The sequence below is a fragment of the Mycobacterium sp. E3247 genome (assembly GCF_001667785.1).
Taxonomy (GTDB): domain Bacteria; phylum Actinomycetota; class Actinomycetes; order Mycobacteriales; family Mycobacteriaceae; genus Mycobacterium.
In genome coordinates, this window is sequence record NZ_LZJG01000196.1 from 1 (window position 1) to 8,704 (window position 8,704).

Genomic DNA, 8,704 nt, shown 5'->3' on the forward strand with positions numbered 1-8,704 from the left:
GAAGAAGTCGGCGTTGATCTGCGTGTACTGGCTCCACTGCTCGGGCACGTCGTCTTCGTAGTAGATCGCTTCGACGGGGCAGACGGGCTCGCAGGCCCCGCAGTCGACGCACTCGTCGGGGTGGATGTACAGCATCCGCGCGCCCTCGTAGATGCAATCGACCGGGCACTCCTCGATGCACGCCTTGTCTTTGATGTCGACACAGGGCTCGGCGATCGTGTAGGTCACAGACGTCTCCTCCATGTACTGCTTTTAGTGTGGGCTGCTCTTCGGCTCGCGGCCGGCGCGTCCGGCCGCCTCAGGCAAAAGCTTTCGGTTACTGATACTAGACGTTGCACATACACGTCAACCACTTGGCACGCCCGTTAAATGGACGATTTAAGACTGCCAGTCTCGGGCCCCGCGACCGGGGGTCGTTTCGCCGAGGGCGAACGGTCGCCTCGGGCCACTGACCTGCACAAAGTCACGCTCCAGCGGGGCTTGCCGATAGTCATTGCGATGGAAGCATGTTCGCGGCGCCTGGTAATCTCGACGTCAGACGGCAGCCGCTGGCAGATGTCGTCGCCTTTATAGCGGTGCATTAATCGGGGAAGGTGTCCACACATGAGGCTGTCGTTGACCAAATTGACCGTTGCCGTCGGTAGTGCGGCCGTCGCGTTGACCGCCGGCGCGGGAATCGCGTCCGCAGATCCGTCGGACGCGATCATCAACACCACGTGCAACTACGGGCAGGTGATCGCCGCGCTCAACGCCACCGACCCGGCGGCCGCCGCGCAGTTGAACAGCTCGCCGATGGCGCAGTCGTACATCCGCAGCTTCCTGGCCTCGCCGCCGCCGAAGCGCCAGCAGATGGCCCAGCAGATCCAGGCGATGCCGTCGGCGATGAAGTACTACGACGACATCAACCAGGTCGCGGTCACCTGTAACAACTTCTGAGCCGTCTGAGTCGAGGCGGTTCAGTAACCGCTGAGCAGGCCGCGCAGGCGGCCTAGCGTTTCTGGCCCGACGCGGCTGCAGATTCGGGACGGGTCCGCGGGCCTGCGCCCCCAGAGCAGCAGGACGCGGGCGGCGGGGTCGGTTTCCAGCGTGGCGGGGCCTTCGGGCGCGGCGAGTTCGATGGTGGTGCGGTCGGCTTCGGCGCCGAGCACGACGTCGTCGGTGTCCGGGGCCCGCAGCCGCGCCTCGATGCGCTCGCCCGGCCGAAGCCCCTTGGCTCCCTTGGCCAGCAGCGGTTTGCCGACGGCGACGACGCTGTGGGTGGTCATCCACGGCTCGGCCAGCCCGGCCTGGAAGGTCGCCGGGAGATCGGGGTCCCCGGTGATGTCCCACCCGTGCAGCACGAGCTCTTCGCGCATGTGTTCGGCGAACCAGGGCACCTTCATGGTGCGGCCCGTCCATGCGACGTCGGTGTCCTGAGGCACGTCGTCGGCCGCCTCCGCGATCCGGTTCAGGGTGGCCATCCGGTCGAACAGCGCGTCCCACAGGTCCGCGTCGTTCAGGTTGCGCAGTGGTCCCTCGCGTTCCTCGAAGCCCCGGGTGCCGACGGGTTCGCTGTCCAGGTGGGCGGCCAGCACCCGGGCGATCTCCTCGGCGTTTCCGGCCTGATGGACGACGATGTCGCGCACCGTCCAGGCCTCACACCAGGTGCCAGAGTCGGGCCGGCGCCGCTGCACCGCGTCTACGAACGGCCGCCACTCGGGGAACCGGTCGTCATCGATCTGTCGGTTCACGGCGTCGGGTATACCCGCCGCCACGGGCTGCTAAGCGGCCCGCGGGGCGTAGGTTGTGGTGCGTTGGCGCGCCGGGCGCCCGATCCCCTCGGCGATCGCGGTCAGCTCCTCGACGGTCTTGGCCGACCCGTGCTCGGACCCGGCCATCCGCGAGATGGTCTCCTCCATCAGCGTGCCGCCCAGATCGTTGGCGCCGCCGTTGAGCATCACCTGGGTGCGCTCGACACCCAGCTTCACCCAGCTGGTCTGAATCTGGGATATGCGGCCGTGCAACATGATTCGCGCCAACGCGTGCACGGCCCGGTTGTCTCGATGGGTGGGGCCGGGGCGCGCCGCGCCGGCCAGATACAACGGCGAACTCTGGTGCACGAACGGCAACGGCACGAACTCGGTGAACCCGCCGGTGCGGTCCTGGATCCCGCGCAGCACGTTGAGGTGGGCGACCCAGTGCCGCGGGCTGTCCACGTGCCCGTACATCATCGTCGACGAGGACCGCAGGCCCACCTCGTGCGCGGTGGTCACGATGTCGATCCATTCCGAAGTCGGCAGCTTGCCCTTGGTCAGCACCCAGCGCACCTCGTCGTCCAGGATCTCGGCCGCGGTGCCCGGGATGGTGTCCAGCCCGGCCTCGCGCAGGCTGATCAGCCACTCGCGCACGCTCAGCCCGCTCTTGGTGACGCCGTTGGCGATCTCCATCGGAGAGAAGGCGTGCACGTGCATGGACGGCACCCGCGCCTTGACGGCGCGCACCAGGTCGGCGTAGCCGGTGATCGGCAACTCCGGGTCGATCCCGCCCTGCATGCACACCTCGGTGGCGCCTTCGACGTGCGCCTCCCACGCGCGGTCGGCCACCTCTTCGGTGGACAGCGAATACGCGTCGGCGTCGCCCTTGCGCTGCGCGAACGCGCAGAACCGGCACCCGGTGTAGCAGATGTTGGTGAAGTTGATGTTGCGGTTCACCACGAACGTCACGTCGTCGCCCACCGTGTCGCGGCGCAGCGAGTTCGCCAGCGCGGCAACGGCTTCCAGTGCTGGTCCGTCCGCGGTGGCCAGCGCCAGGTACTCGCCGTCGGTGCAGCCGGCGGGATCGCGCTCGGCGGCCCGCAGCGCGGCGAGCACGTCGGTGTCTAGGCGTTCTGGCGCTTTGGCGCCTTGGACGGTCAGCTCGTGCACGTGCGCGCGGATCGATTCCCAGTCGCCGAAGGCGCTGTCCAGATCGCTGCGGGCTTCGGTGGCGCGGCCCTCGGTGTCGATCGCCGCGTTGAGGTCGGTCCGCCCGGCGGACGCGACGTCGTCGGGCTCCTGCCAGGGCAGGCCCACCGGATTGATGTCGCGGGCCAGGCCGGTCGCCGGGTCGGCCAGCGCCAGCACGTGCCCCCGCACCCGCGGGTCGATCCACGCCGCCCCCGCCTGCACGTACCTGGGCTGGGCGGTGAGTCGCTGCACGAGTTCGTATCCGGCCTCGGCGGTGATGTCGGCCAGGTCGTCGAGCGCGGGCCACGGCCGCTCGGGGTTGACGTGATCGGGGGTCAGCGGCGACACCCCGCCCCAGTCGTCCACCCCGGCCGCCACCAGCGCCAGGCACTCGTCGCGGGACACCAGATTGGGGGGCGCCTGGATGCGCATGCCGGGACCGAGCACCAACCGCGCGACCGCCACCGTCGCCAGGTAGTCGTCGATCCCGGCGTCGGGAACGGCGGCCATCGCGGTGTGCTCCTTGGCCCGGAAGTTCTGCACGATCACTTCCTGAACGTGCCCGAACTCCTTGTGCGACTTGCGAATCGCGTGCAACGTGTCGGCCCGCTCGGTCAGCGTCTCCCCGATCCCGACCAGCAGCCCGGTGGTGAACGGAATCGACAGCCGGCCCGCGTCGGTGAGCGTGCGCAGCCGTACCGCCGGGTCTTTGTCCGGACTGCCGTAGTGCGCAAGACCTTTCGTTTCGAACAGCCGCCGCGAGGTCGTCTCGAGCATCATGCCCATTGACGGCGCCACCGGCTTCAGCCGGGCCATCTCCGACCAACTCATCACGCCGGGGTTCAGGTGCGGCAGCAGTCCGGTCTCTTCGAGCACCCGGATGGCCATGGCCCGCACGTAGGACAGCGTGGAGTCATATCCCCGTTCGCCGAGCCATTCTCCCGCCTCCGGCCACCGATCCTCGGGCCGGTCACCGAGTGTGAAAAGCGCTTCCTTGCAACCGAGTTCGGCGCCGCGACGGGCGATGTCGAGGATCTCGTCGGGCTCGAGATACATGCCCGCCCCCTGCGCGCGCAGCTTGCCGGGCACGGTGACGAAGGTGCAGTAGTGACACGTGTCGCGGCACAGGTAGGTGACCGGGACGAACACCTTGCGCGAATAGGTGATGGGCAACCCGCCGCCCGGGCCGCGCCGGCCCGCCGACGCCAATCCGGCGTCGCGTACCCGCGCGGCGCTGGCGCACAGATCCGCGAGGTCCTCGCCGCGCGCGGTCATCGCAACGGCCGCCTCATCGACATTGAGCGCGACACCGTCTCGAGCGCGGCGCAACACCCGCCGAAGCGCCGACGCGTTGGTCTTCGGGGGAATCACAGGATTAGGAAGAGCGGTAGGCTCCTCGCCCGGAGTCAGCGGCACCTTCGTGTAACTTCCCCACGATCGAAATTCATCCGCGTGTCCCAACATGTGAAATTTTCTTCCGACCCGTCCGGGCCCCGTCTGCGCAACAGTCAACAGTAGCGGCAGGGCCATACCGCCGAGCGGGGACGTCCCGGCCCCCGTGCCGGCGAGAACGTCAGTGCCGGTGGCCGCGTCGCCACAACACCCAGAACGGCGGCCCGACACCGAGCACGATCAGCAGCAGGGCCCCATAGGCCATCAGGCCGCGACCCCCCAGGATGACGTCGTCGGCCGGGCCGCCCATGCTGATCACCGCCACCGTGAACAGCCACGTCCACAACGGCAGCGCGGCCAGCCGCGACGACGTGGTCCACCGCCCGGCGGCCCACACCAGCGCGGCGTTGACCAGGCCGGAGATCAGGCCGCTGATGGGAAACGGGACCGCCCCGATGTAGGAAGGCAGCAGCAGGGCCCCGGCCAGTGCGGAGAGGACCCCGTCGACGGCGAGCAGCGCCAGGACGACGAACCGGATCGCGGGGTCGGTCGCGCCGGCGTCCTCGAGGGACGCGGCGCGCGGCTCGGTTGCGGTCAGGTCGGAACGCTGTCGATGTTGGAGAGTATCGAGCCGATCACCCACTGCAGGCTGTCGAGTCGGTCCTGCCAATGCTGCTGATTAGGGTCCAGGTCGGGGTCCATGCGAAATCCTTCCGTGGCTGCCTGATTGGCAAGCCTACCGCGTGCCGGCCGCGGTGAAACCAAGCCCCGCAAGCAGATCTGTTTCCCAGCCGCGCTCGTCGCGCTCCCCCGGCGTGCCGGCGGCCAGCACGTAGTGTTCCTCGGCCAGGATCGGCAGCGCCATGTTGTTCGACAGGGCGCAGGCCCGGCCGGTGGGCCCGACGACCACCTGGGTGGCGTGCGCGGCGAGCGCCGCCCTCTTCGCCGCCCACGCCTGAGGGGCGGGTTCGACGACGGCGTCGATGTCGGCGTCCGCATACCCGAAGCCGAACTCTTCCTCCGGCGCAATGCTCCACTCCGGCAGCAGATCCTCGTCGCCCAGGGCGTGCAGGCCCGCCATGAAGGCGCGCGTCGCGAACACCGACCAGTAGAACTTCGGCACGGTCCACGGCTCGCCGGGGAAGTCGCCGGAGCCGGCGGCCGCCACGGCGGCGGTGGTGACGGCGTGGGTGTGGACGTGGTCGGGGTGGCCGTAGCCGCCACCGGGGTCGTAGGTCACGACCACGTGGGGGCGCTGCTCGCGAATGACGGCCACCAGCGCGCCGACGGCCTCCAGCTCGTCGGCGTCGATGAACCGCCGGCGCCGCCGCCCGGGTGTGCCCTGCATGCCCGAGTCGCGCCAGCGCCCCGCGCCGCCCAGGTAGTGGGGCGCGCCCACGCCCAGCGCGCGCAGCGCCTCGGTGAGCTCGCCAATGCGGTAGCCCCCCAACTGATCCGCGCGATCGACGGCCAGTTCGGCCCAGCGATCGCCGATGATTTCGCCCTCCTCGCCGAGCGTGCAGGTGACGACGCGGACCTCCGCCCCGCGCGCGGTGTAGTGGGCGATGGTGGCGCCGTTGCTGAGGCTCTCGTCGTCAGGATGGGCGTGGACGAACAGCAGCCGTGGAGTCTCAGGCATGGACGCACAGTACCCCCCGGCCGGTCAGCGGTCTCGTCGCAGCCGATAGGAACGCATACGGCTACTATCGAGGGATGCCGCAGCTCACCCAGACCGCCCCGGCCGGCAGCCGGAGCCGCCGACGGGGCGAGGTCCTCGAACGGGCGCTCTACGAGGCCACCCTGGCCGAACTCGCCGAAGTCGGCTACGGCGGGCTGACGATGGAGGGCATCGCGGCGCGCGCCCAGACCGGCAAGGCGGCCCTGTACCGGCGCTGGACCACCAAGTGCGAGCTGGTGCACGCCGCGCTGGTCCACACCCTGCCCCCCTTGCCCGAGGCCCGCCCGGGTCGTTCGGCCCGGGAGAACCTGCTGACGGTGTTCACCGCCCACCGCGACGTGTGCGCCGGCAAGACCGCCTTTCCCGGAATGGCGACCGTGAACCAGCTGCTGCACGAACCCGAGATGCGCGCCATCTTCGCCGACGCCGTGGTGGCGCCCCGCCTGCAGATCGTCGAATCGATCCTGCAGGCCGCCGTCGCGGAGGGCGACCTGGATCCGGAGATGATCACCCCGCTGACCGCGCGCATCGGCCCGGCGCTGATCAATCAGCATTTCCTGCTGACCGGGTCGCCGCCGAACCGCCGCGAGCTGGCGCTCATCGTCGACACCGTGATACCGCCGCGACGGGCGAGCGCCACCTTCGAATAGCGGGCCGACGGGGACCGCTCAGGGGCCCGTCTTGATCCACTGGCCGGCGTCGCCGACGATGCCGACCGGCACCGCGCCCGTGAGACTGACGTTTTGCACGCTCGGGCCGGCCGCCACGATCGTGGTGTCCTGCAGGATCGGCAGCACGGTGGACATGTTCCACAGTCGCGGCTCGACCGCGGTGATCACGTCGTTGATGTTCTTGGTGCCGTTGAGCGCGGCGTCGATGTTCGACTGCACGCTGCGATCGCAGATCCCGGTGAGGTTCGACGGCGCCTGCACCAACGCGTTGGGGTCCGCCGGGCGGCTGGGCGGGGTCGACGTCGGCGTGGTGGCCGAGGTTCCCGGCCCGGTGGTCTTGGGTCCGGCCGAGGTGCTCGTCGGCCCCGTGGGCGTCGGCACCTGCGTCGCCTGCAGCGCCGGGCAGCCGTACCGCGACGCCAACCGCGTCGCCAGGTTCCCACCCGCCTGGTGCCAGCCGATGATCGCGTCCACCTGGTTGTTGTTCAGCGCGTCGCGATACAGCGTCACCGGGTCCAGCGCCAGCACGCTGGCGGCGATGCCGACGTTGCGCAACTGGTCGGCCGCGGTGTTGGCGACCGCGACGGACGTCGGGTCGTTGGCCGCCACGCCGATGACCAGCGACAGCTGCTGGCCGTCCTTGCTGATGCGGCCGCGGATGACCTCCGGCGGGCCGCTGTTCGCCGGTGTCGGCGCCGGCGACCCCGACGCGTTGCCCTCCACCTTGTAGCCCGAGCCCTCCAGCAACCCCAGCGCCGCCGGCGTCGTCATCGCGGGCGGTGCGGTCGGCTCGTAGCCGGGATCGCTGGGCGCCCGCACCTGGGCCTGGTCCAGTGTGACCGTGTTGTCACTGCCCGCGCCCACCGCCGCCAGCAGGTCGACGTCGAGCAGCCCGAGGACCGCCTTGCGGACCTGGGCGTCGGACAGCTTGGGCTCGTTGGCGCGCAACGTCAGCTGCATCACCCGGGGCGTCACGATGCGGGCGGTGCGCACGTCGGGGATGGCAGACAACTGCGCGAAGGCCGCCGACCCGCCGTGCACCTGGGCCACCTGGGTGTCGCCGTTGCGGACCGAATCGGCCAGCGCCGCCGGCGCGCCCGCCCGCCGGAAGAGAATGAGCGCGGGTTTGGCCGGTGTTCCCCAGTAGCGGTCGTTGCGGGCCAGCAGGATCTCGTCGCGCTGCGGATCGATGCTCTCCACCCGGAATTGGCCGCCGGTGACCGGGAGCGCGCGGGCCAACCCGGCCGCGAACCCGCCCGGCACATCCTTGACGATGTGCGCCGGAAGGATGTTGCTGAACAACTCTTTCCAGGACGGATACGGCTGGGCGAAGGTGACCACCGCCTGCTTGCCGCCCTCCAGCGACTGCACGCCGGTGATGAGGTCGTAGCCGGCCGGATCGACGACGCCGGGCTGGCTGACCATCTGCCGCCACAGGTACCAGAAGTCGTCGGCGCCGATCGGCGCGTTGTCGGTCCACTGCGCCTCCGGCCGGATCTTGTAGGTCACCGTGAAGGGGTTCTCGTTGGTGACTTCGGCGGCCTCCAGCAGGGTCGGGTCCATTTCCCAGCGCGAGCCGGTCGGGGTGCCGGGGTCGGGCACCGGCCGGAACGCGCTGGGCAGCACGAGCGCGCTGATCGCCGCGTTCACCGGCGACAGATCGGACAACAGGTGCGGATTGAAGCCGGCGCCGATCGAGTCGATGCCCATGATGATCTGGGTGGGCCGCGGCGGCGGCGGTGGCGAGTTGTGCGGAGTGTCGGTGCTCTGCGGCGCCGGCGGGGGGTTGACCGTGCACGCCGCCAGCGCCAGCCCGGCCAGCGAGACGACCACGCCGACCGTCACGAAGAAACGGCGCACTCGTCTCGGCATGCCGATCAGGGTAACGAGCAGCCCCCCAACGGCCCGCCCGAGCACGCGCGGTTAACCCCGCGCCTTGGCCCGCGCCCGGCTGCGCCCCCGGGTCGTGGCATCCAGCTCCACCTTGCGCACGCGAACGATCTCCGGGGTCACCTCGACGCATTCGTCCTGCGCGCAGA

General features: G+C 70.1%; 9 protein-coding genes. 2 read left to right on the top strand and 7 right to left on the bottom strand.

The genetic code is table 11. The features are described from left to right. A partial coding sequence (gene fdxA, locus A9X04_RS10420; protein WP_067920021.1) for a ferredoxin occupies positions 1-228 on the bottom strand: 228 nt, incomplete at its 3' end. A 375-nt stretch (positions 229-603) separates the two neighbouring features. Between fdxA and A9X04_RS10425 the strand changes: the two genes are divergently transcribed. Continuing rightward, the gene (locus tag A9X04_RS10425) at positions 604-936 is read left to right on the top strand and encodes a hemophore-related protein (protein ID WP_067920009.1); all 333 of its coding nucleotides are present in this window, start codon (positions 604-606) and stop codon (positions 934-936) included. Between the two features lie 20 nt (positions 937-956). Here A9X04_RS10425 and A9X04_RS10430 read toward each other — a convergent pair whose 3' ends face one another. The 4 genes from A9X04_RS10430 to mshB all read right to left on the bottom strand — a co-directional run bounded on the left by A9X04_RS10430 (position 957) and on the right by mshB (position 5,955). Continuing rightward, positions 957-1,730 (bottom strand): maleylpyruvate isomerase N-terminal domain-containing protein, encoded by a 774-nt coding sequence (locus A9X04_RS10430; RefSeq protein ID WP_067920023.1) that lies wholly within the window; start codon positions 1,728-1,730, stop codon positions 957-959. 30 nt (positions 1,731-1,760) lie between these two features. Further along, a complete protein-coding gene (locus A9X04_RS10435; RefSeq protein ID WP_082974916.1) occupies positions 1,761-4,388 on the bottom strand; it encodes a bifunctional FO biosynthesis protein CofGH in 2,628 nt (875 codons plus the stop codon). 109 nt (positions 4,389-4,497) lie between these two features. Continuing rightward, the gene (locus tag A9X04_RS10440) at positions 4,498-4,959 is read right to left on the bottom strand and encodes a hypothetical protein (RefSeq protein WP_067920013.1); all 462 of its coding nucleotides are present in this window, start codon (positions 4,957-4,959) and stop codon (positions 4,498-4,500) included. Between the two features lie 93 nt (positions 4,960-5,052). Further along, the gene (mshB, locus tag A9X04_RS10445) at positions 5,053-5,955 is read right to left on the bottom strand and encodes an N-acetyl-1-D-myo-inositol-2-amino-2-deoxy-alpha-D-glucopyranoside deacetylase (RefSeq protein WP_067920015.1); all 903 of its coding nucleotides are present in this window, start codon (positions 5,953-5,955) and stop codon (positions 5,053-5,055) included. A 74-nt stretch (positions 5,956-6,029) separates the two neighbouring features. Here mshB and A9X04_RS10450 point away from each other — a divergent pair, with 74 nt between their 5' ends. Further along, positions 6,030-6,644: a TetR/AcrR family transcriptional regulator gene (locus A9X04_RS10450; RefSeq protein WP_067920017.1), complete on the top strand. Its 615-nt coding sequence runs from the start codon at positions 6,030-6,032 to the stop codon at positions 6,642-6,644. 18 nt (positions 6,645-6,662) lie between these two features. On the opposite strand, the gene A9X04_RS10455 is transcribed toward A9X04_RS10450, so the two are convergent. Continuing rightward, entirely contained in the window at positions 6,663-8,543 is a 1,881-nt protein-coding gene (locus A9X04_RS10455) for an ABC transporter family substrate-binding protein (RefSeq protein WP_197509123.1), read from the bottom strand. Positions 8,544-8,588: 45 nt separating this feature from the next. Next, positions 8,589-8,704: hypothetical protein (locus A9X04_RS31410; protein WP_231985699.1), on the bottom strand; the 116-nt coding region annotated here is incomplete at its 5' end.